The organism is Polaribacter reichenbachii, assembly GCF_001975665.1.
GTDB classification, from domain to species: Bacteria; Bacteroidota; Bacteroidia; order Flavobacteriales; family Flavobacteriaceae; genus Polaribacter; species Polaribacter reichenbachii.
In genome coordinates this window covers 1,028,996-1,052,638 of sequence record NZ_CP019419.1, presented here as the reverse complement: position 1 = coordinate 1,052,638, position 23,643 = coordinate 1,028,996, and the positions used below count along the sequence as shown (strand labels likewise).

At 31.8% G+C, this 23,643-nt stretch carries 14 protein-coding genes; 13 read left to right on the top strand and 1 reads right to left on the bottom strand.

Going from position 1 to position 23,643, the window contains the following annotated elements:
- Nucleotides 1–39 precede the first annotated feature (39 nt).
- From galB to BW723_RS04275, 7 genes are all read left to right on the top strand, one after another.
- The gene (gene galB / locus BW723_RS04305; protein ID WP_068363510.1) at nt 40–2,502 is read left to right on the top strand and encodes a beta-galactosidase GalB; all 2,463 of its coding nucleotides are present in this window, start codon (nt 40–42) and stop codon (nt 2,500–2,502) included.
- A gap of 83 nt (nt 2,503–2,585) precedes the next feature.
- Nucleotides 2,586–3,986: a sulfatase-like hydrolase/transferase gene (locus tag BW723_RS04300; protein WP_068361806.1), complete on the top strand. Its 1,401-nt coding sequence runs from the start codon at nt 2,586–2,588 to the stop codon at nt 3,984–3,986.
- A gap of 13 nt (nt 3,987–3,999) precedes the next feature.
- Nucleotides 4,000–5,661, top strand: a complete 1,662-nt coding sequence (locus BW723_RS04295) for a sulfatase-like hydrolase/transferase (protein WP_068361809.1) — start codon at nt 4,000–4,002, stop codon at nt 5,659–5,661.
- A 3-nt stretch (nt 5,662–5,664) separates the two neighbouring features.
- The gene (locus BW723_RS04290; RefSeq protein WP_068361812.1) at nt 5,665–7,059 is read left to right on the top strand and encodes a glycoside hydrolase family 28 protein; all 1,395 of its coding nucleotides are present in this window, start codon (nt 5,665–5,667) and stop codon (nt 7,057–7,059) included.
- 4 nt (nt 7,060–7,063) lie between these two features.
- Entirely contained in the window at nt 7,064–8,626 is a 1,563-nt protein-coding gene (locus tag BW723_RS04285) for a sulfatase family protein (RefSeq protein ID WP_068361815.1), read from the top strand.
- Between the two features lie 23 nt (nt 8,627–8,649).
- Nucleotides 8,650–9,951, top strand: a complete 1,302-nt coding sequence (locus tag BW723_RS04280; RefSeq protein ID WP_068361818.1) for a sulfatase-like hydrolase/transferase — start codon at nt 8,650–8,652, stop codon at nt 9,949–9,951.
- 24 nt (nt 9,952–9,975) lie between these two features.
- Nucleotides 9,976–11,256 (top strand): glycoside hydrolase family 117 protein, encoded by a 1,281-nt coding sequence (locus BW723_RS04275; RefSeq protein WP_076686333.1) that lies wholly within the window; start codon nt 9,976–9,978, stop codon nt 11,254–11,256.
- On the opposite strand, the gene BW723_RS04270 is transcribed toward BW723_RS04275, so the two are convergent.
- Nucleotides 11,253–12,269 carry a LacI family DNA-binding transcriptional regulator gene (locus tag BW723_RS04270; protein WP_068361824.1) on the bottom strand — a complete coding sequence of 339 codons (1,017 nt, stop codon included), beginning with the start codon at nt 12,267–12,269 and terminating at the stop codon, nt 11,253–11,255. The two genes, BW723_RS04275 and BW723_RS04270, sit on opposite strands and share 4 nt — an antisense overlap.
- A 148-nt stretch (nt 12,270–12,417) precedes the next feature.
- Between BW723_RS04270 and BW723_RS04265 the strand changes: the two genes are divergently transcribed.
- Genes BW723_RS04265 through BW723_RS04240 form a run of 6 tightly spaced genes read left to right on the top strand, consistent with a single transcriptional unit; the run spans nt 12,418 to nt 23,632 of the window.
- Nucleotides 12,418–14,064 carry a sodium:solute symporter family protein gene (locus BW723_RS04265; protein WP_068361827.1) on the top strand — a complete coding sequence of 549 codons (1,647 nt, stop codon included), beginning with the start codon at nt 12,418–12,420 and terminating at the stop codon, nt 14,062–14,064.
- Nucleotides 14,065–14,074: 10 nt separating this feature from the next.
- Nucleotides 14,075–16,354, top strand: coding sequence for an FAD-dependent oxidoreductase (locus tag BW723_RS04260; protein ID WP_068361831.1), 2,280 nt, complete (start codon nt 14,075–14,077; stop codon nt 16,352–16,354).
- A gap of 47 nt (nt 16,355–16,401) precedes the next feature.
- Complete coding sequence (locus BW723_RS04255; protein WP_139059118.1) at nt 16,402–18,096, top strand: glycoside hydrolase family 2 protein; 1,695 nt, start codon at nt 16,402–16,404, stop codon at nt 18,094–18,096.
- 4 nt (nt 18,097–18,100) lie between these two features.
- Complete coding sequence (locus BW723_RS04250; RefSeq protein ID WP_068361837.1) at nt 18,101–21,256, top strand: glycoside hydrolase family 2; 3,156 nt, start codon at nt 18,101–18,103, stop codon at nt 21,254–21,256.
- A gap of 1 nt (nt 21,257) precedes the next feature.
- The gene (locus tag BW723_RS04245; RefSeq protein ID WP_068361841.1) at nt 21,258–22,376 is read left to right on the top strand and encodes a glycoside hydrolase family protein; all 1,119 of its coding nucleotides are present in this window, start codon (nt 21,258–21,260) and stop codon (nt 22,374–22,376) included.
- 2 nt (nt 22,377–22,378) lie between these two features.
- Nucleotides 22,379–23,632, top strand: a complete 1,254-nt coding sequence (locus BW723_RS04240; protein ID WP_068361843.1) for a family 16 glycosylhydrolase — start codon at nt 22,379–22,381, stop codon at nt 23,630–23,632.
- The last annotated feature ends 11 nt before the right edge of the window (nt 23,633–23,643 follow it).

Sequence of the window (23,643 nt, the reverse complement as noted above, 5' to 3'; positions counted from 1 at the left end):
TGCTTACTCAATAAATTACCACGATTTAATAAAGATAGAATGAATAAAAATAGTTTTCTACTTATTGTGATGATTGCATTTCTTGTTTCATCAGAAAAAACAATAGCACAAGATTTAAATTTTAATGATGCCTGGCTTTTCTATAATGATGTTGCAGAAGGTGCAGAAAAACCAGATTTTAATGATGCTAAATGGCGTAAATTAAGTTTGCCTCATGATTGGGGAATAGAAGGTCCATTTAGCAATAACAATAATGCAAGAACAGGTGGTTTGCCTTCTAAAGGAACTGGTTGGTACAGAAAGCATTTTAAAATGGATAAAAATGCAGAAGGCAAATTGGTTCATATCGAATTCGAAGGTGCCATGTACGATGCATATGTTTGGGTAAATGGTAATTTTGTAGGCAACAGACCTTATGGTTACATAGGTTTTGAGTTCGAAATTAGTAAACACTTAAAATTCGATGGTTCAGAAAATGTTGTTGCTGTTCGTTTAACGCCAAAAGATTTATCATCAAGATGGTATCCAGGAGCAGGTTTATATCGTTCTGTTTGGTTAAAAGTTAACAACCCAGTACACGTAGAACAATGGGGTGCGTATATTACTACACCAACTGTTTCTAAGAAATTAGGTGTTATTCAAAATGAAACTACAATTGTAAATAGCACAAATTTAGATGCTAAAGTTAAAGTTACACAAGAGTATTTTTCTCCAGATGGTAAATTGGCTGCAAAAATTGATGATGAAATTACAGTAAAAGCAAATTCTAAAGAAGTTTCAGGAACTTGGGTAAATGTGAAGAACCCAGAAATTTGGGATACTGAAAATCCGAATATTTATAAAGCTGTAACTACAGTTTCTAAAAACGGAAAAGTAATCGATACTTACAATTCAACTTTTGGCTTTAGATCGATTTCATTTACTACAGAAGGGTTTTTCTTAAATGGAAAAAAAGTAAGATTTAACGGAGTTTGTTTACATCATGACAATGGAGCTTTAGGTGCTGCTGTTTATAGAAGAGCAGATGAGCGCAAGTTGCAAATTATGAAAAGTATGGGGGTAAATGCAGTTCGTACAAGTCATAACCCACCTTCTAGAGAATTTTTAGAACTGTGTGATGAATTAGGGTTAATGGTTTTAGATGAAGCTTTTGATGTTTGGAAAGAACAAAAAGTAGAAAATGGCTACAACGTATTTTTCGAAGAATGGGCAGAAAGAGACATAAAAGATATGGTAAAAAGAGATAGAAACCATCCTTCTGTAATTATGTGGAGTACAGGTAACGAAATTCACGAGCAACATAACAAAAAGAATGGATGGAAGGTTGCTAAAATGTTGCATGAATACTGTAAAGAAATCGATCCAACTCGTCCTACAACCTTAGGAATGAACAATTTTGAAGCTCCTTACAAAATGAATTTCGCTGCACAATCAGACATTGCAGGTATCAATTATAAACCAACAAAGTATGGTTATATTCACGAAACTTATCCGCAGTTGGCTTTGTATGGCTCAGAAACCTCAAGTTGTACTAGTAGTAGAGGTGTGTATCATTTACCAATCGAAAAATATCAAAAACACGAATCAAATCACGTAACAAGTTACGATTTAGTTGGGCCACCTTGGGCTTATCCACCAGATGTAGAATTCCATTTTCAAGAGCAAAACCCTAATATTATGGGCGAATTTATTTGGACAGGGTTCGATTACTTAGGAGAACCAACACCTTATGGAGGTAGAGATAATTCTACAAACGGATATTGGAATGCAGATTGGCCTTCTAGAAGTTCTTATTTTGGAGCTGTAGATTTATGTGGTTTTCCTAAGGATAGATTTTATTTGTACCAAAGTCACTGGACCACAAAACCAATGATTCATCTATTACCTCATTGGAACTGGAAAGGTATGGAAGGTGAAGAAATACCTGTGTATTGTTACACAAATGTTGATGAAGCCGAACTTTTTGTGAACGGAAAATCAATGGGAAAAAGAGTAAAAGGAAAAGATTTTACAGAACTTAAAGTAGATTTTTTACGATACGAACCAAAAATCTTTAATTCTAAATACAGATTATCTTGGAACGTACCTTATGAACCAGGAACCATAAAAGTTGTAGGTTATAAAGATGGCAAAGTTGTAAATGAAAAAACAATTAATACTGCTGGTAAACCTTATCAAGTTAAATTATCTGTAGACAGAAAAGAGATTGATGCAGATGGTACAGATCTAGCATATGTAACAATTAGAGTAGAAGATAAAAACGGAAATCTTTGTCCGAATGCAGATAACTTAGTCAAGTTTTCAGTAAAAGGCGAAGGGAATTTAATTGCGGTAGATAATGGAGATCAAACGAGTTTAACTTCTTTTCAAGCACCACAAAGAAAAGCTTTTAGTGGTATGTGTTTGGCAATATTAAAATCATCAAAAACATCTGGTAAAATAGAATTAACAGCAAAATCGAAATCGCTTAAGACAGATAAAATTATTGTAAAAACAAATTAGTAGAAATTTGTGTGTATTTGAATTTGTTAAATAGAGGTCAATCTAATATTGACTTCTATTTTAAATAAAACTTTAAAAAATAAATGAAAAAAATATCTAGAAATTACTGTTTTCTTTTGGTTTTTATTTTTAGCTTGTGTATTCAGGCTCAGAAAGATAAAAATAAAAAACCCAATATTATTATTGTTTTAACAGACGATCAAGGTTGGGCAGATGTTGGTTTTAACGGAGCAACAGATATACCAACAGATAATTTAGATAGAATTGCAAAAGAAGGTGTAATTTTTTCTAACGGATATGTTTCACATCCCTACTGTAGTCCATCTAGAGCAGGTTTATTAACAGGTAGATATCAAGCACGTTTTGGGCACGATTGTAACATGCCTTACGAAGGTGAAAATGATGCTTCTGTAGGAACTCCTTTATCAGAAAAAATGATTTCTGAAGCTTTAAAAGAACAAGGTTACAGAACTGCAGCAATTGGCAAATGGCACGTGGGCGATCATACAGATTTGCAGCCCAATGCCCAAGGTTTCGATCATTGGTTTGGTTTTCCTGGTGGTGCTATGAATTTTTGGGGAAAACCTGATGGCCCCCTAAAAACCATCATTAGAAATGGTAAAAAAGTTGCGCAAGAAGAACTGAGTTATTTAACAGACGATTTTACAGACGAAGCTATAGATTTTATCAACAAAAAAGACGATAAACCTTTCTTTATTTACTTAGCTTATAATGCGCCTCATGCACCAGATCACGCAACAGATAAATACTTAAAAAACACAAAACATATAGAATATGGTGGTAGAAGTGTTTACGCAGCAATGGTTAATGGTGTTGATATTGGTGTAGGTAGAATCGATTCGCTTTTAAAAGCAAAAGGGATAAAAGAAAATACAATTATTGCTTTTTTAAGTGATAATGGAGGTAGAAAACATCACGCAGATAATAGACCAAACAGAGGTCATAAAGGAATGCTTTTTGAAGGCGGAATTAAAGTGCCGTTTTTTATTACTTGGCAAAATAAAATTAAGTCTAATCAGGTGTATGAGAATCCTATTATTTCTTTAGATTTATTTCCTACACTTATAGAAGCTGCAGGTGCAAACTCAGCAAAAGAAACCCAATTAGATGGGGTAAATTTAATGCCTTACATCAACAAGAAAAATACATCAAAACCACATGAAAAGTTATTTTGGCGTTCAGTAGGTGGCTTTGAATATGCTGTAAGAATTGGCGATTTTAAATTGTACAAAAGTGCTTACAAAGAAAAAACACTGTTATTTAATTTAAAAACAGATCCTTTTGAAAGAAAGGATATTGCAAAAGAACATCCTAAAAAAATTGCTGAATTAGAAAAGGCTTACACAACATGGGATGCTAATAATATTGCGCCTCAATGGGTAGATCCTCATCCAGAGAATGTAATTAAAGAAGAAAAACAATTTAGAGCAATTAGAAAAAGAGCTACAAACAAACCTAAATAATATAAAAACTGATATGAAATTCTTATCTAAAAAAAATGTGTTACAATTGTTACTTGTTGGTTTGTCAATAAGTTACGTTGCGCAAGAAAAACCAAATATTGTTTTTATTTTAACTGATGATCAGTCTTATGGAATGATGGGTGCTACAGGTAATAATATTGTACAAACACCAAATATAGATCAACTGGCTAAAGAAGGTACTTTGTTTACAAATACACACATTACAAGTGCAATTTGTACACCCAGTAGAATTTCTATTTTATTAAGTCAGTATGAAAGAAAACATGGCGTAAATTTCAATTCAGGAACATCTGTTTCTGATGAAGCTTGGCAAAAATCTTACCCAGTTGTTATGAGAAACGCTGGTTATTATACAGGTTGGATTGGTAAAAACCATGCGCCAATTGGCGAAGGTGGTTATACAAGTGGCTTAATGGAAAAAAGTTTCGATTATTGGTATGCAGGCCATGGACATATTAGATTTTATCCGAAGCAAGTACACGAAATTTTTAATGATGCTATTGCACATACACAACCAGAAATCATTAACGAAAGTGTAGATGATTTTTTAGATCCGAATGCAAGAAAATTAAAAGGAGCTGTTAAGTTTTTAGAAGTAAGGCCAAAAGACAAACCGTTTTTACTGTCTATCAACTTTAATTTACCTCATGGAGCAGGTACAAGTACTATGCAATTAAAAAAGAATGATGATGATATTTACAAAACATTATATCGCGATTTAGACATTCCATTGCCAAAAAATTACATTGCTAAGAAAGATATAAAAACGCCAAAATTACCAGCAGATTTATTGAGAACAGAAGATAGGCAAACAGGTTATAATCATTCAGATACACCAGAAGGATTTAAAGAAAGGTATATAAGGCAAATGCAAGCCATGACAGGTATAGATAGAATGATTGGTAATTTAAGAGCCAAATTAAAAGAATTAAAAATCGATAAAAATACCATTATCATTTTTACTTCAGATCATGGATTATTTATGGGCGAACAAGGTTTAGGTGGTAAAGCATTGTGTTACGAAAAAACTACACACGTACCTCTAATTATTATGAATCCGAAGGTAAAAAGAAAACACAAAGGCTTAAAAACGGATGCTTTAGTACAATCTATAGATGTAGCACCAACTATATTAACCTTTGCTGGTGTTCAAGTTCCTGAAGAATTTCAAGGTAAAGATATTTCTCATTTAACAGAAGATTCATCAAAAGAAATAAGAAAGTATGTGTTTACAGAAAATTTATGGTCTACACATTTTGGAAATCCGAAATGTGAAGCTGTGCAAACTAAAGATTGGAAATACATTCGATATTATAAAAATACAACTCGTTCTGCCAGTAAAGAGATCGAAGTTGCTAAAAGTATAGGTATGCCTGTAAACAAAATGTTATATGCAGTGCATGATCCAGATATAGCCTATTACAGAAGCTTGTCTGACTCTTCTTTAGAAGGAGAAGAACCTGTTTATGAAGAATTATATCATTTAAAAAATGATGCTAATGAGCTAACTAACTTGGCTTATGAAAAACAATATCAAGCAAAATTAGCAGAAATGAGAGCTGCTTGGCAAGTAGAAATTAAAGCTGCAAGAGGTGTAGGAAAACCAAAAGTATTAAGATATACAAACGATAGTCATCCAAATGGAGGGCATTAAATCATGATAAAAAAAGCAATAGTTTTGTTTATATTTTATTTGCAATTTTCAGTTTTTGCAACCGATTTTAATGTGATAAAATATGGTGCAAAAGCAGACGGAATTACCAAAGACACAAAAGCGGTACAAGCAGCTATAGATGCTTGTACCAAAAATGGTGGAGGTAAAGTAATTATTCCTGCTGGTAAAACAGTTGTAATTGGTACGATCTATTTAAAAGATTTTGTAACGCTTCATATAGAAAACGGAGCTATTTTATTAGGTAGCCCAGATTATAAAGATTACACAACAGATACGCATTATAATACGTACAAGAACGAACATCATATGGATCGTTGCTTAATTTTTGCTCGCAATGCAAAATCTTTTGCAATAGAGGGTTATGGAACAATAAATGGTAATGGATCTCCTAAAAATTTTAATAGAAAAAAAGGAAATGGAAGACCAATGTTATTGCGTTTTTATAAATGTAATGACATTAAAATAAGAAATGTAAACTTAATAAACCCTGCAGCATGGACATCTGCTTGGTTGTATTGTAATGAAATTGTGGTTTCAGGAATTAAAATTGTAAGTAACATAAATCATAATGGAGATGGTTTAGATTTTGATGGTTGTACCAATGTTAGAGTTAGTGATTCTTCTTTTGATAATAGCGATGATTCTATTTGTTTACAAACATCAAACCCAGATTATCCTATTAAAAACGTAACAGTAACCAATTGTATTTTTAAAACAAAATGGGGAGGAATGCGAATAGGTTTGGCATCGAGAGGTAATTTTGAATCGGTTACAGTTTCTAATTGTACTTTTTTTGATATCAAAGATTCAGGTTTAAAAATTCAGATGAATGAAGGTGGAGAAATGAAAAATATGACCTTTACAAATCTAACAATGAAAAATGTTCCGAGGCCAGTTTTTATGACTTTTTGCCAACAAAGAGCAGGTGTAGATGCACCACAAGAAATGTTGCCTTACAAAGCAATGCACAGTTTTATTTTTAGCAATTTTATTGTTGATAATAGAGAACTAGATAAAAATTCAGCTTTCTTTTTAACAGGTATGCCAAATCATTACATACAAGATATTCAGTTAAATAATATACAGTTTACTGTTGCTGGTGGAGGTACAAAACAAGATGCATCAAACAAAATAAAAGAATATACTTTAGAAACGATAGGCAATTGGTGGCCAGAATTTAGTAAAGTAGGTACTTTGCCTGCTTATGGTTTGTATGCAAGACATATAGAGGGTTTAACTGTAAATAATTTTCAGGTAAATACTATTACTGAAGATAAAAGACCAACCCTTGTTTTTGATGATGTAAAAGATGGATACATAGAAAATATATATTCAAACAGAAAGAAAATAACAAAAAAACAATTTGTAAATAAGTAAAAGGATGAGCACATTTTTATTGAAAATTATTTTTGCTTTTTGTCTTGTTTTTTCAATAGGTAAAGCTTTTGGACAAGAGAACAATGTTAACAAAAAACCCAATGTTTTATTAATTTATACAGACGATCATCGATTTTCGGGTATTCACACGTTAGCAGGTTTACAAGTGCAAACACCAAACATAGATCAACTTGCAAAAGACGGCATTACATTTACCAAAACGTATTTAATGGGTTCTTTTTCTGGAGCAACTTGCATACCTAGTAGAGCAATGTTGCTAACAGGTAAAAATTTATTTACGCTAGATGGTGTTGGAAGAAACATTCCGAAAAACGATACAACCATAGCAGAAGCTTTTCAAAAAGAAGGTTATGATACACATATTGTAGGTAAATGGCATCAAGATAACGCATCACTAAATCGCTCTTTTAATTCTGGTGATAAAATTATGGGTAGAAGTGCATATTTAACAGATCATTTTAGAATGCCTTTTTGGGATTTTAACAAAAATAGCAACTATACTCGTAAAGAAGCTTATTTGTTAGTATATGATAAAAAAGGTAAAAGAATAAAAAGAAGCTTAACAAAAGAAGATAAAAAAGGACCTATAGGAACAGAAAGAATAGGGCCACATACATCAGAAGTGTTTGCAGAACATGCATCGAATTACATCAAAAAAAGCAAAAAAGAAAAACCTTTTTTTATGTATTTGGCATTTCATGCACCTCATGATCCAAGACAAGCACCTCAAGAATATTTAGATAAATACAATACAAAAAATATAAAGTTACCACCCTCTTATTTACCACAACATCCTTTTGATAATGGAGCAATGACTGTTAGAGATGAAGCTCTTGCACCTTGGCCAAGAACCAATGAAATCGCTAAAAAGCACTTAGCAGAATATTATGCAATTATTACGCATTTAGATGCGCAAATTGGTAAAGTAATACAAGCTTTAAAAGATAGTGGGGCGTATAAAAATACAATTATTGTTTTAGCAGGCGATAGTGGTTTGGCAGTAGGTAACCACGGATTAATAGGAAAACAAAATGTATATGATGAAGATGGTTTACACGTACCTTTTATCATTTCTGGAAATTACATAAAACAGAAAGGTAGAAAAATTGACGCGTTAAGTTACATTCAAGATATTTTTCCAACCATTTGTGATCTTGCAAATTTAAAAAAGCCAAAATCGATGAATGGTAAAAGTTTAAAACCTGTAATAGATTATAAAACCGAACAAATTAGGCAATCAACATATCATGCTTATAAACAATTTCAAAGAGCATACAGAAAAGGAGATTTTAAATTAATCGAATATGTAAAAGCAAATGGTAATCATTGGAAAAATGGACCTTTTATTGCAGGTGCTAGAGTAACGCAATTGTTTAATATTAAAGATGATTTTTGGGAAACCACAGATTTATCGTTTTTACCACAATACAAAGAAAAGGTTGCTCTAATGAGAAAAGAAATGAAAGCAAAAGCTGATGAATTAGGTGATGTTAAAGTAACAAGCAGTAAAGAAAGAGAATATCATTTTTGGGATTATTATAATTAAGTTAAACATTGAAATACTAGAGAATGATAAGAATAGTTTTTATATTACTAACTTTTGCTTTACATGCAAATTTACAAGCACAAACCAACATCGTTTTTATCGAATCTGATGATCAAAGCAATCAAGCTTTGGGTGCGTATGGAAATACAGCAATGGTAACACCTAATTTAGATGCGTTAGCAAAAGATGGAGTTTCTTTTACAAATGCATACAATATGGGCTGTTGGTCTCCAGCAGTTTGTGTGCCCAGTAGAACAATGTTGTTTTACGGAAAAACCTTATGGAAATCGCAAAAAATAAATAGAAAAAATGCACCAAAAGCTTTTCCTGAAGTTTTAAAAGAAAATGGTTTTGCAACTTTTATGACAGGTAAATGGCACGCTTATGGTAAAAAACCAAATGAAATTTTCGAAAAGTTAGGTAGCATACAACCTGGTCAGTTAAAAACTTATAATTCAAAAGCGGGTCATATTACAGACATTACAGGTAAAGAAGCAGTAGAATATATTGAAAATTACAAGGATAATAAACCATTTTTTATGTACGTAGCTTTTAATGCACCTCATGTGCCAAGACAAACTACGCAAAATTATTACGATTTATATCCTGCTAAAGAAATTGTTTTACCACCAAGTGTTGTAGATAATATACCTCTAAATAAAAATGTAAAATATCAATATACAAACAATCCTTTAAGATCAAAAACCATGCAAAATAGAGTACAGCAAAATAATGCTATGGTTACGCATATGGATGATAGAATTGGAGACATCATAAAAGCCCTTAAACAAAAAGGAATTTACAACAACACAATTATTGTATTTATGTCTGATCATGGAATTAATTTTGGCGAAAACGGAGTTGCTGGTAAAGTTTGTTTGTACGAGCCAAGTGTAACAGCTCCATTAATTATAAAAGCACCAAAAATTAAAGCCAATACCAAAATAAAAGAACGTGTTTATTTACAAGATATTAACCCAACGTTATTCGATTTATTAGGTTTTAAAGGTGTAGAGAATATCGATTTTCAAAGTTTAAAACCCTTAATCGATAAAAAAGCTAAAGCTAGAGAATCTATCTATTTAGCGATGTTTGATGATCAAAGAGGAATTATATCAAACAATAAAAAATTAATTATGTATCCAAAAACAGGTGCAATAGAGTACTACAATTTAGAAAAAGACCCTTGGGAAACTAGAAATTTACTTGACAACAAGAAATCGAAGCCAGTAATAAAAAGTTTATTAAGTAAATTCGAAAATTGGCAATTAAAAGTAGGAGATACTGTAAACGTAAATAAAATTTACAAAGAATATATTAACTAATTATACAAATTAAAATTATAGAATATGAAGTATTTGGTCTTAACTGTTTTGGTCTTAATGATGTCTTGCAGTACTACCCAACAGAAAGAAGAATCACAAGAATTACCAGAAAAAGGATTTCCTTTTTATATGCCTAAAGAAAAGCCAGCCATAAAATTAAGTAAGGCTATGGAGCGTAATTACGATGCTTATATGGGTATTCAACCAAAATACAATGAATTGTATTCTCAATTTAAATATACAGAACTAAAAGGTTTTGATTACAACAATCACGATGGTACAATTACAAGAAGAGATCCATCTAAAATTATTTTCGAAAACGGAAAATATTACATATGGTATACGTATAGAAATACAAAAACAGCACCAGTTGGTGGTAAAAACGCTCATTTAGCAACAGACGAAATTCCTTCTAGTGATTGGGATTTATGCGATATTTGGTATGCAACCAGTAAAGATGGTTTTACTTGGGAAGAGCAAGGTGTTGCTATAAAAAGACCAGAAAAACCAGCTGTAGGTTGGCGTTCTGTAACAACTACAGATATTTTAAAATGGAAAGGTAAATACTATTTGTATTACCAAGGATTTATGGAAGTTAGTGGTTTAAGAGGTGATGATTGCCCAGTGGCAGTTTCTTATGCAGATTCTCCTGATGGACCTTGGACACCTCATAGCGAAGTTGTAATTCCTAATGGAGGAGAGGGTCAGTGGGATCAATTTTCAATTCATGATCCTTATCCTTTAGTACACAATGGAAAAATTTATTTGTATTATAAATCAGACTCAGGTAAAGGTGATGATTTAATAAGATTACAAGGTTTAGCTACTGCAGACAATCCTTTAGGACCTTTCACAAAACATCCTCAAAATCCTATTATTAATTCAGGTCATGAAACTACAATGTTTCCTTTTAAAGAAGGTATTGCAGCTTTAGTAATTAAAGATGGTAATGAGCATTTTACAGTGCAATATGCAGAAGATGGTGTAAATTTCGATATTGCATCAATCACAGAGTTAATGCCAGTTGCTGGTGGGCCATTTATACCAGATGCGTTTACAGATACAAAAGATGGTAGAGGGATTACTTGGGGTGTATCTCATTTAACAAACGTAACAGAATGGAGTAAAAATCACGCAATTTTATTACGTTTCGATTGCGATTTAAGTTTAGATGTTGATGATCAGCAAATGAAAAAATCGCAATATTATAGAAAGCCAGCGTTTTATTATAAACACGGTTTAAGTAAGGCGCAAAAAGATAGAGTAGAAAAGCAGAATAAAGAATTATTAAAGAATAAGAATTAAACTTTTTTTAAGTTTATAGATGATTCTCTAATATTTAATCGTCCGTTTAAAATAAGGGTTTGTGGTATGTGTAAACCCTTATTTTCTATTTGGTCTAATAATAATTTTGCTGTAGATTGTCCAATATCATATGTGGGTTGCTCTACAGAAGAAATAGGAGGCGATACATTTTTAGCCAATCTAGATTCAGAAAAACCAACAAAAGCAACATCATCTGGTATTAAAAAACCGTGCTCTTTAAATATTTTCATTGCACCAATTGCAGTGGCATCATTAGCCGCAAAAATAGCTCTTGGTACTTTTTCTTTTTCAATCATTTCTAGAGCAACTCGTTCGCCATCTTCCATTGTAAAACCAGCATAAATGATACTCCCTAATTCTTGTTTGTATTTACGATGCGCAGCTTTAAAACCTTTAATCCTGTTTTTAGTCAAAGTCAAATTTTTACTACCTGCAATATGAGTAATGTTTTTATATCCTTGTATAATCAGATGTTCTGTAGCAAATAAAGCCCATTTAAAATCATCAAACAAAACTTTAGAGGCTTCAAATTCATCTACAACTCGATTAAAAAATACAATAGGAATTCCTCTTTTAATCAAGGAATTGTAGTATTTGTTATTGTGGTCTTCAGAAGAAAGAGAAACAATTAAGCCATCAACCATATTATCTACTAAAGTTTCAACATTTTTTAATTCAATTTCCCAAGAATCATTAGACTGCATTACAAGTACTTGATATCCTTTCTGATGTAAAATTTCTTGCGCGCCAATAATTACTTCAGGAAAAAAACTGTTTACAAATTCAGGTACAACAATACCAATATTATAAGACCTTTTTTGAATTAATTTTTTTGCAATTGGATTGGGTCTATAACCCATTTCATTGGCAGTTTTTAAGACCAATTCTCTAGTTTCTTTCTTAATATCATACTTATCATTAAAAGCTCTAGACACAGTAGAAATAGAAACATTTAGCTTTTTAGCAATGTCTTTAATGGTAATATATTCCATAAAAATTGGGCTTTAATTTTTCAAAGATACATTTTTCGGAAACGTTTCCGTTAATTATTTTAGTTTCGGAAACGTTTCCGAAAACAAAATTGAACCTTCATATTGTTTTATTATGTAATTTGGTAAAAACATCCACAAAAAAACCTAAATGGGAACTATAGATCTTTCAGTTATTTTAATTTTTACACTGCTAGTTTTTATCTGCGGAATGAGTTTTTCTAAAGCTGGTAAAAATATGAAATCGTACTTTGCTGCAGGTGGAGCTTTACCTTGGTGGATGAGTGGTTTGTCTTTATTTATGAGCTTCTTTTCTGCTGGTACTTTTGTAGTTTGGGGTTCTATTGCGTACTCAACTGGTTGGGTTGCAGTAACCATTCAATGGACAATGTGTATTGCAGGTGTAATTATTGGTTTTTTTATTGCACCTAAATGGCAAAAAACAAAAGCTTTAACTGCTGCAGAATATATTTCTGAACGTTTAGGTAAATCTACCCAAAAAATTTATACCTATTTATTTTTATTCATTTCCATTTTTACAACAGGTGCTTTTTTATATCCAGTAGCAAAAATAGTTGAGGTTTCAACGGGTATTCCTATAACAACAAGTATAATTGTTTTAGGTGTTCTTATTTTAATTTACACTGCTGTTGGTGGTTTATGGGCAGTAATTGTAACAGATGTACTTCAATTTATTGTTTTAACAGCCGCTGTTTTAATTGTTGTGCCACTTTCTTTTGATAAAATTGGTGGCATAGATAATTTTATTTCACAAGCTCCAGAACGTTTTTTTGAGTTTACAAATTCAGAATATTCTTGGGTTTTTATGATTGCATTCGGTTTATATAACTTGTTTTTTATAGCTGGTAATTGGGCATATGTACAACGTTATACAAGTGTTGCTACTCCAAAAGATGCAAAAAAAGTAGGTTGGTTGTTTGGTGCATTATACACAATTAGTCCTTTAATTTGGATGTTACCACCTATGATTTACCGAGTTTTAAATCCTGAATTGGGAGAATTAGCAGACGAAGGTGCTTACCTTTTAATGTGTAAAGAAGTGTTGCCTGTTGGTATGTTAGGTTTAATGTTAGGAGGTATGGTTTTTGCCACATCAAGTTCTGTAAATACAACATTAAACATTTCTGCAGGTGTGTTAACCAATGATTTATACAAAAGCTTTTTCCCAAATACTACTGATAAAAGTTTGGTGAGAATTGCAAGAATAGCTACAATTCTATTAGGCTTACTTACCATTATTATTGCTTTGCTAGTCCCACTTTTTGGCGGAATTGTAGAAGTGGTAATGAGTTTGGCAGCCTTAACAGGTGGTGCAATGTTTTTGCCACCTTTATGGGCTTTGTTTTCTAGAAGGCAAACAGGTAAAACAGTATTAATTGTAACATTTGTATCGCTTGCAATTAATGCGTTTTTTAAGTTTTTAGCACCAAGTTTAATCGACCTTACTTTAGGTAGAGCAATGGAAATGGTGGTGGGTATGTGTACACCAATTTTATTACTGCTTTTTTACGAAATAGATTTAAAATACTCGAAAAGTAAAACCACTGCCTATGATACTTATGAGACCAACAGAAAATTAAAAGAGTTGCAACCAGAAGAACCATCTGATGGTAGCAATAAAAAAGGGACTCGAGTTATAGGAATTGGTGTAGCATCTACAGGATTTCTAATAGTACTCTTGGCCTTAATAGGCGATAAAGCTCAAATATTAGTAGGTAGTATGGGGTTTTTAGTGTTGATGTTAGGAGCATATATCATATATAAAACAAAGAAATAGTATTAAATAAATGATTCAAGAAACATTTAATAAAAAGGTTAGAAAATCAAAAGAAATTACTATTTCTACAGATTTGGTAGTTATTGGTGGTGGAACAGCAGGAGTTTGTGCAGCAATTACAGCAGCCAGAAAAGGCATAAAAGTAACATTGGTGCAAGATAGACCCATTTTAGGTGGTAATGCTTCATCAGAAGTTCGTCTTTGGATTTTAGGTGCAACTTCTCATATGGGTAACAACAATCGTTGGTCTAGAGAAGGTGGAGTTATGGATGAAATTTTAGTTGAAAACCTCTACAGAAACAAAGAAGGAAATGCGGTTATTTTTGATACTGTTTTGTTAGAGAAAGTGCTAAATGAAGAAAATATTACCTTACTTTTAAATACTGCTGTATATGACGTTTATAAATCTAATGACACAAAAATTGAATCTGTAAAAGCATTTAACGCTCAAAATTCTACAGAATATAACATAAAAGCACCTTTGTTTTGCGATGCTTCTGGAGATGGAATTGTGGCGTTTAAAGCAGGCGCAAGTTTTAGAATGGGAGCAGAGTCTAAAGAAGAATTTGGCGAATTGTTTGCACCAGATAAATCTTATGGCGAATTGTTGGGACATTCTATGTATTTCTACAGCAAAGAAACAGACAAACCTGTAAAATACATTCCGCCTGCGTATGCTTTAAAAGATATTACTACAGTTCCTAGATATAAATCCATTGGTAAAGACGATAAAGGTTGCCGTTTTTGGTGGTTTGAATATGGAGGAAGACACGATACAATTCACGAAACAGAAGAAATAAAATACGAACTATGGAAAGTAATTTACGGAGTTTGGGATTACATCAAAAATTCAGGTGAATTTGAGGGTGTAGAAAATATGACTTTAGAATGGGTTGCAACTGTACCAGGAAAAAGAGAAAGTAGGCGTTTTGAGGGTTTATATATGATGAAACAACAAGATGTTATTGAACAAACAAAGTTTGATGACGCCATTGCATTTGGGGGTTGGGCAATCGATTTACATCCTGCAGACGGAGTTTACAGCGAACTTTCTGGTTGTACGCAATGGCATTCTAAAGGTGTTTACGATATTCCTTATCGTTCTTTTGTAAGCAAGGATATAGATAATCTATTCTTAGCTGGCAGAATAATCAGTGCAACTCACGTAGCTTTTGGCTCAACAAGAGTAATGGCTACAACTGGTTTTTGTGCACAAGCTGTGGGTATGGCTGCTGCTATTTGTATAGAAAATGACCTAAATCCTGCAGAGATTTTAGAAAATGGTAAAATCAAAGAACTGCAAAATGAGTTGAATATTATTGGGCAAAGTATTCTTAATGTACCAATTCAAAAAGCTTCTAATTTAATTAATTCTGCTGATGTAAAAGCGTCGTCGAGTTTAAGTTTATCAGAAATTCCTTTTGATGGAGATTGGTTTCAATTATCAATTTCATCAGCTCAAATGTTGCCATTAAAAGCAAATCAGAACTATAGTTTTAAAGTGAAAGTAAAAGCTACTGAAGCTACAACTTTGAAAGTTGAACTAAGAACATCAGAAAAAGCAGAAAATTACACACCCGAAGTTATCATAGAAACTCAAGCATTTGATTTACAAAAAGGACAGCAATTCATAGAAGTTTCATTTTCTAAAAGATTAGAAAAAAATCAATATGGTTTTGTTACTTTTTTATCTAATGAAAATGTAAGCATTAAAACGAGCAATAAAAGATTTACAGGAATTTTATCTGTTTTTAACGGAGTAAATAAGGCCGTTTCAAACAACGGAAAACAAACGCCACCAGAAAATATTGGTGTAGATACTTTTGAATTTTGGACACCTCATAGAAGACCAAAAGGACAAAATATTGCGATGGAAATTTCGCCAGCAATAGATGATTTTAGCTCCGAAAATTTAGGAAACGGATTTGTAAGACCTTACATAAAATCCAATGCTTGGGTTGCAGACTTAAAAGATGAAAAGCCAACAGTAAAAGTGGTTTGGGATAAAGAAAAAGAATTGTCAGAAATCAAATTATTTTTAGATTCTGATTACGATCATCCATTAGAATCTACATTAATGGGGCATCCAGAAGAGGTGGTGCCATTTATGATTCAGAATTATGTGATTAAAAATTTAGAAGGAGAAATTTTATTTACCAAGCAAGGTAATTATCAAACTATAAATCAATTTAAGTTTGATGAAAAAACGAAATTAAAAGGATTGATTTTTGAATTCGATCATCCTTCAGAAAATGTACCAGCATCAATTTTTGAAATCTATTGCGCATAAAAATGATACAAAAAGGAGTTATACTTGGGTTTTTAATTTGTTTTTTGATGGCTTGTCAATCAAAAAAACAAACTGCTATTATACAAGTTTCAGACAATCAAATTTCTTTAAATGGAACTTGGAATTTTATAGCAGCTAACAATTTATCCGAAGAAAAAATTATTCTAGATAAAGCTGTAGAATGGGATACTTTGTCAGTTCCAGGAAATTGGGATACTACAGAAAAATACGCAACATTTAAAGGAAAAGGTTATTATCAAAGAAAATTTAGCATTCCAGAAGATTTGCAAGAAAGCCAAATAAGAATACAATTTGGGGCCGTTTATCAAACCAGTAAAGTTTGGTTAAATGGTGTTTTGCTTGGCAATCACGTTGGTGGTTACACGCCTTTTGAATTTAATATTACACCATACATCAACCAAAATAAAGAAAATATTTTGGTGGTTTTGGCAGATAATACCTATAGCAGAGGTGCTTGGTGGGCTTGGGGTGGCATTAGCAGATCTGTTACTTTGGTAAAAAATCAGAAGGTAAGAATGGTTCGTCAGCACATCACTGCAATTCCGAATTTTGATGATGAAACTGTAGCTTTTACAATCAGCTATAAATTAGAAAATAATGATGATAGAACTGTGAAAGTTGATTTAAATTCTGAAATTTTATTTCAAGAAACAGCAGTTTTATCAAAAGAACATCAAGTGGTTTTACAGTCAAATTCAGTTCAGGTTTCTAATATTTCGTTTACACAAAAGTTATCTAATTTTAAATTATGGGATTTTAATCATCCAAATTTATATCAGTTAAAAACAGCACTTTTAGTTGATAAAATTGAACAAGATGAACAAAAAGATAATTTTGGAGTAAGAAAAATTGAAGCCAAAGGAGAGCAATTGTTTTTGAATAATAAACCTGTAAAAATGAATGGTTTTAATAGAGTTCACGATCATCCAAAATATGGAAACACAGAACCAGATGAATTGGTGCAAAAAGATATGTTAGATATTAAATCTTTAGGAGGTGTTTTTTCTAGATTGATGCACTCACCACAAGCACCAAATTTATTAGACTTTTGTGATAAAATTGGGTATTTAATTATTGAAGAAATTCCTGTTTGGGGAGATGATGATCCACAAACTTTTAAAGGCAATCCGTTAACAAAAAAATGGCTATCAGAAATGATAGAAAGAGATTACAATCACCCATCTGTTGTAGGTTGGAGTGTGGGTAATGAGTTGCGAGATTCGATAAAACCTTGGGGTAAAAAAACACTTACAAAATCGCAATTATATTACATAAATTCTATGTTAGATCACGTGGATGATTTAGATAAAACACGTTTAAAAACCTATGTAAGTTTAACGTCTTATGGTAAAAATACTGACCAAACAAACGAACCTTTTGAGAAATTAGATTTGTTGTGTATTAACAGTTATGGTGATGCAGTGAAAGCTGCAAAATCAACTCACGAAAAATTTCCAGGTAAGCCAATTTTTGTATCAGAAATAGGAATAAAACAGATTGGTCCTGCTACAGAAGGAGAATTATCAGCTCAATTAATAGACCAATTACAAATTTTAAAAACCTTGCCATATGTTGTGGGATCATCAATTTGGTCTTATAACGATTATAGAAGCGATTATAAAGGCACACCAGCATCTGGATTTAGAGAATGGGGAGTTGTTAACGAAAAAAGAGCGCCTAAAAAGGCATATCAACAAATAAAAAAGATATATAAGAACTAACAATATGCGAACAATTATTAATTTATTTATAGCGCTATTATTAACTTCTTGTGCTAATCAAACAACATCAGAAATTAATAGTAAAGAAGATGTTTTAAGCTTAAATGGCAATTGGAAATTCCATACTATTTATGGCGAAGGTTCTAATTATTTAAACATTCACGAAACTGAATCTGATATCATTATTGATAATACAGATAAAAATGTTGAAGTAAAAGGAAAATGGAAAACCTTAAAAAAAGGAGCAAGAGCATCTAAGTTTTATAAAGAAAATTACATTCAGCATAACTTTCCAAACAATCCTAAAAATGATGATTCTTATGTGCGTTTTTATCCAAATTTTACTAATTCTGGGTATTATGAAGCGTTTACAAAGTTTCCTTTTGCCTCTCATTTAACAGCTCAATACAACATAAAACACAAAAATGGAATTACTACAAAATACATAAGTCAGCGAACTTTTTGTGGTGAATGGATAAGCTTAGGAATTTATGATTTTAAAAATACCGATAAAAATTATGTTGAATTAACAGCCATTGCAGCAGGAACAACAGCAGCAGATGCAGTAATGTTTAGACCAATTTCTAAAGAGCAATATTTAACAGCTAAAGAAGAACCAAAACGTGTTTTTTTAAGTGATTTTGATGATGAAAATTGGCATAATTTAAAAGTGCCTGGTCATTGGGGAATGATTAATGATTTTTCGAATTATACAGGAAAAGCTTGGTATCGTAAAACAATTCAGTTGCCAAAAAGCTGGACAAAATCAAAAGAAAATAGATTTTACCTAAAGTTTGATGGTGTATATCATTTGTCTAAAATTTATGTAAATGGTAAATTTATAGGGAATAATAGAGGTGGTTTTACACCTTTTGAGTTTGATATTACTGATGCTCTAAATTTTGATGGTAAAAATACAATTGCAGTACAAGCTGATAATTCTGCCATTGTTGGTGCCACTTGGAATTGGGGTGGAATTATTAGAGACGTAACCATCACAAAAAATAAAGATGTACGAATTGATTATCAATACATACACGCAAATCCTGATTTAAAAACAGGTGCTGCAGCTTTAAAATTAAAAGTGAAAATTGAAAATAACTCCCCTAAAAAAAGAACAATTCAAGTAAATTCTAAAATTTTAGATGATAAAGTTATTGGAGCTTTAAATGGTATTATTAAAATTGAACCAAACTCATCAAAAAGTATCACATTAGAAACGTCTTTAAAAGCTGAAAATGTAGAATTATGGCATTTTGATAATCCTAAATTATATCAAATAGAAACCACAATTTCTGAGGATGCTATTGTTCTAAATAAAAAGCAAGACAATTTCGGAATTCGAAAAGTAGCATTGACAAATTCTAAGATGTTATTAAATGGAGAGCCAGTAAGATTGGCAGGTTTTAATAGAGTTAGTGAAAGTCGTTTTTGGGGCTCGTCAGAACCTTTAGCCGTTTTAGAAAAAGATGTGGATTTAATGAAAGAAGCTGGTGCTAATTTTATGCGAATTATGCACGGAACTCAAAATGAAAAACTCATCAAATTGTGTGATAAAAAAGGAATTTTACTTTTCGAAGAAATTAATGTTCGAGATCTAGATAATGATGAGTTTAGAGCAAACTATAAACCTTTATCAACTTTAGAAAACAAGGAAGATTACCTTAATAATCCAAATGCTGAAATCTTAAATTTAGATGAGCCTTATGTAAAAATATCAAAATCTACAGAAGGAGAAAAAAATTATTTATTAGCCAAATATTGGCTAAAAGGAATGATTGAAAGAGACCTCAATCATCCTAGTATAATTGGTTGGAGTGTGGGTAACGAATTGAACAATCATTTCGAGTATGGTAAGGCTGCAATCGATTATGTTAAGAACGAATTAGACCCTTATAGATTGGTAACTTGCGTAAGTAATTCTGGGCAAAAAGAGGCCTATACACCAGAAACAGATCCAAATACATTTGTAGATTTAATTATGCACAATATGTATCGTTGGCAAGGTAAACCACAAGAAATTTTAAATACCTTAAGAACAAAATGGCCAGATAAACCCATCTTTATTTCTGAGTTTGGTTTCGACCCTTTTCCATCAACAGCTTTAAATGCTGATAAAGAAATTTTCTCAGATTGGATGAACCATTTTAGAAATAAAAATGAGTTTGTAATAGGTACTTCTATGTGGACATTTAATGACTACAGAAGTGGATATGCAGCAACAACAGCAGAAGAAAATCGTGTGTGGGGAATTATCAGTTCTTGGAGACAAAAAAGAAGATTATTTAACAGAATAAAAAAGGAACACGCACCAATAAAAGATATCGAAATTTCGAATATTAATTTTGATAAAAATTCTGCGGATATAAAAATTCCGATAAAAAGTAGAAGCGATTATCCAAGTCATGCTATGAAAAATTACAAATTGAAATATCAATTTAAAAACACAAAAGGCAAAGTTGTTCTTGAAAACTCTTTAGATTTGCCAATATTAAATCCTGAAGATAAATTCTGGAAAGGTGCTATTTCTTGGAATGCTTTTTCTGATGATATTTTAGACTTAACAGTTGCCTTAATTACACCCACAAATTACTCAAGATTCACAAAAACTGTTTCTTTTAAAAAAGCAATTACACCTAAAATTTCGAAAATAATTTCTGGTGATAAAAGTGTTAGAATTTTGTTTGATAAAGTGCCAAATGCAACAGAATATTACGTGTCTTATATAAATGATGTTGGAGTTGAAATGAAATCCATAAAAACAATAGAACCTTTAATTGATATTGTAGGCATAAAAAACAATAATTCTTACAATTTTAAATTGTTTGCCTTAAACGATAAAGGGGTTAGCAATCCATCAGAAATGGTAAAAGCAACACCCAATAACTTAGTATTACCTCCAATTATTTGGGATGCTTTTATCACGGATAATAAATTGGTAATTGGTTATTCTAGCGATTTTAATGATAGAATTTACAGTGTGAATTATGGAACATCAAAAGAGAATTTAAACAAAGAATTTACATCTAATGTTCGTGGAATGTTGTCTATTGATTTAAATAACGAAGATGAAATTTATTTCAAAATAAAAAGAAGGTTAAGTAGTAAGGACAGTAATTGGTCTCAAATTGTAAAATCAACAAAAAAGCAAATTAATTAAAATGAAATATTATTCAGTACTAATCGTGTTTTTAGCTTTCTTAAGCGCTTGTTCAGGAAAAAAAGAAACTTCAGAAAAATCAACAAAAAAAATAGAAAACTATAAAATAGAATTGGGGAAAGTTTCTAAAAAATCAATTTTCGAGAACGATACAATGAGCATTTGGGGAGGTTCTTTGGTAAAAGGTGAAGATGATTTATACCATATGTTTTACGCAAAATGGCCAAAAAATATAGGTTGGGAATGGGTTAATTATTCCATTATTTCGCACGCAGTTTCAGATTCTCCTTTTGGGCCTTTTACACACAAAGATGATGCACTTCCAGATCGTGGACCACAATTTTGGGATGGTTCTACCACTCATAACCCAACAGTACATAAATTTAATGGTAAATATTATCTGTATTATATGGGTAATACAGGCAATAAAAAAATAGTAAGTGTTCCTGGAAAAGCAAAAATAAATTGGGTACACAGAAATAACCAAAGAATTGGTGTTGCAGTTGCAGATAGCCCAAATGGCCCTTGGAAACGTTTTGATAAACCAGTTCTAGACATCACAAAAAATGATTCTTTGGCACACGATGCTTTAATGACATCCAATCCTTCTGTTTGTCAAATGGCAGATGGTAAAATTTTAATGGTTTATAAAGCTGTAGGCAAAAAACGAAAATTACCAGCTGGTGGTCCAGTAGTGCATATGGTTGCTATTGCAGATTCGCCTACAGGTCCTTTTAAAAAATATCCAGATCCGGTTTTTACTTTTGATGGTGAAACTTTTCCTGCAGAAGATCCTTATATCTGGTATCAAGATGGTAAATATAGAGCCATTGTTAAGAGGATAAAACACGTAAATAAAAAACGTCTTTTCTCTTTGGTACATTATGATTCAAATGATGGTATTCATTGGAGTCAAGGTAAATATTTCGAAATTTCAGACAGAACTGTAACTTGGCAAGATGGCTCATCTTATAAATTCGATCATTTAGAACGCCCACAAGTTTTTATCGAAAATGGAAAACCAATAGCACTTTTATGTGCAGCAGATTCTATAGATGTAAATAATGTTCGCCATTCTTTTAATTTACAAATTCCGTTAATTATTACTAAAGAAAAATAAAGATGATAAAAGTTTTAAAAAAAATAGTTTTCAGTTTTTCAATTGTAGTTTTAGCACAAAATAGCAAGGCACAAGAAACTAAAAAATTCGATTATACTAATTGGGAATTAACTTGGCAAGATGATTTTAATTATAAAAACGAAGAATTAGACAAAGAATGGGAATCAGCAAATCATTCAAGTAAAAACTTGTATTGTAGTCGTTGGCGCGAAAATGTTGAGCCTGTAAATGGAGTGTTACATTTAAACATCAGAAAAGAAAAAAGAGGAGGCCAAGATTGGACTGCAGGAAGTATCTGGACAAAGAAAAAATTTAAATACGGGTATTTTGAATGCAGATACAAATATGCAGGTGGTGAGGCTACCAACAACTCTTTTTGGTTAATGACCAAACCAAGAAAAGAACCAAAAGAAGGTAAAATTTTTGAAATCGATATAAATGAAGGGCATTACCCAAATGAGGTAAGTACAAATATTCACAATTGGTCAGATTTTACAGTAATGCCAAATGGAAAAAAGACGCACCCAAGTTTTAACAAGCAGTTTTATTTTGGTGCAAAACCAGATTATTCTATTCAATTAGAGTTGCCTGTAGAAACAAAAAAAATACGTTTTATTTCTAATAATAGTTCTAGATTTAATATTGGCGAGTTCAGAGTTTATGGTGTAAATGAATCTGGAGAATACCCAAAAGTATTGTCAGAAACAGCAGACACAGATATTGAAGGTTTGGTAAATTATGCCAAGGCTAAAAATGTAACCATAACTTCTAGTGGTTCTTTTAACAAAAATGCTTCAGAATCTAAATTGATAGATGGTAATCCTTTTACATCTTGGAGCACTCAAAAAGAAGGACAAAAATGGGTAGAATTCACTTGGGATAAAGCCATAAAAGTAGGGTGCATACAGTTTATAAACGGTTGGAGAGCTAAAAATAAAAACTGGAGAAGTTTAATTCACGAATACAAAATACAATATTTTAAAGATGGTGTTTGGAGAGATATTACTGTGTTAAATGCAGAAGAACAATACGATTTTTCTAAAGAATTCCATACGTATGGTTTAGAATGGAATGAAGATGAACTCATCTTTTATTTTGATGGAAAAGAAATTAGAAGAGCTAAAAATGAATTCTGTCATAGCGAAACTCCTATTTGGTTGAGCTTGGCATTAATAAAATGGCATGGAACTTTAACAGACGATTTAGATGGCAAAAGTATGAAAGTAGATTACGTTAAATATTATCAGAAAAAATAAATAGGAGGAAA

Bases quoted from the DNA above. Each gene is read 5' to 3' on its own strand.
- galB (WP_068363510.1), top strand. From the start codon at position 40: ATGAATAAAAATAGTTTTCTACTTATTGTGATGATTGCATTTCTTGTT.
- BW723_RS04300 (WP_068361806.1), top strand. From the start codon at position 2,586: ATGAAAAAAATATCTAGAAATTACTGTTTTCTTTTGGTTTTTATTTTT.
- BW723_RS04295 (WP_068361809.1), top strand. From the start codon at position 4,000: ATGAAATTCTTATCTAAAAAAAATGTGTTACAATTGTTACTTGTTGGT.
- BW723_RS04290 (WP_068361812.1), top strand. From the start codon at position 5,665: ATGATAAAAAAAGCAATAGTTTTGTTTATATTTTATTTGCAATTTTCA.
- BW723_RS04285 (WP_068361815.1), top strand. From the start codon at position 7,064: ATGAGCACATTTTTATTGAAAATTATTTTTGCTTTTTGTCTTGTTTTT.
- BW723_RS04280 (WP_068361818.1), top strand. From the start codon at position 8,650: ATGATAAGAATAGTTTTTATATTACTAACTTTTGCTTTACATGCAAAT.
- BW723_RS04275 (WP_076686333.1), top strand. From the start codon at position 9,976: ATGAAGTATTTGGTCTTAACTGTTTTGGTCTTAATGATGTCTTGCAGT.
- BW723_RS04270 (WP_068361824.1), bottom strand. From the start codon at position 12,269: ATGGAATATATTACCATTAAAGACATTGCTAAAAAGCTAAATGTTTCT.
- BW723_RS04265 (WP_068361827.1), top strand. From the start codon at position 12,418: ATGGGAACTATAGATCTTTCAGTTATTTTAATTTTTACACTGCTAGTT.
- BW723_RS04260 (WP_068361831.1), top strand. From the start codon at position 14,075: ATGATTCAAGAAACATTTAATAAAAAGGTTAGAAAATCAAAAGAAATT.
- BW723_RS04255 (WP_139059118.1), top strand. From the start codon at position 16,402: ATGGCTTGTCAATCAAAAAAACAAACTGCTATTATACAAGTTTCAGAC.
- BW723_RS04250 (WP_068361837.1), top strand. From the start codon at position 18,101: ATGCGAACAATTATTAATTTATTTATAGCGCTATTATTAACTTCTTGT.
- BW723_RS04245 (WP_068361841.1), top strand. From the start codon at position 21,258: ATGAAATATTATTCAGTACTAATCGTGTTTTTAGCTTTCTTAAGCGCT.
- BW723_RS04240 (WP_068361843.1), top strand. From the start codon at position 22,379: ATGATAAAAGTTTTAAAAAAAATAGTTTTCAGTTTTTCAATTGTAGTT.